General features: G+C 77.0%; 1 protein-coding gene. It reads left to right on the forward strand.

The features are described from left to right. On the forward strand, positions 1-235 hold a 235-nt coding region (locus MFF40_RS28620; protein WP_238263210.1), incomplete at both ends, for a hypothetical protein.

A 235-nucleotide genomic window follows, 5' to 3' on the forward strand; every position in this document is an offset into this window, starting at 1 on the left:
TTCGCCGTATGGCGCGAGGCCCCCGCGGGCTTCGGCAAGAGCGTCCTTGCGGGGCAGCTCGCCGCTAGGCTTGGCCTCCGCACCCTCTGGGCGAGCGCCCTCTTGGGGGAGCCCCGGGACCTCCTGGCCCAGGCGCTGGGCCTTCCCCGGGAGGCCCCCTGGGGGGCGGTGGTGGCCGCCTTGGGGGAGGCGCCCTCCCTGGTGGTCCTCGAGGACCTCACCGGGGAGGAGGCCC

The sequence above is a fragment of the Methylobacterium mesophilicum genome (genome assembly GCF_022179445.1).
Classification (GTDB): Bacteria; Pseudomonadota; Alphaproteobacteria; order Rhizobiales; family Beijerinckiaceae; genus Methylobacterium; species Methylobacterium mesophilicum.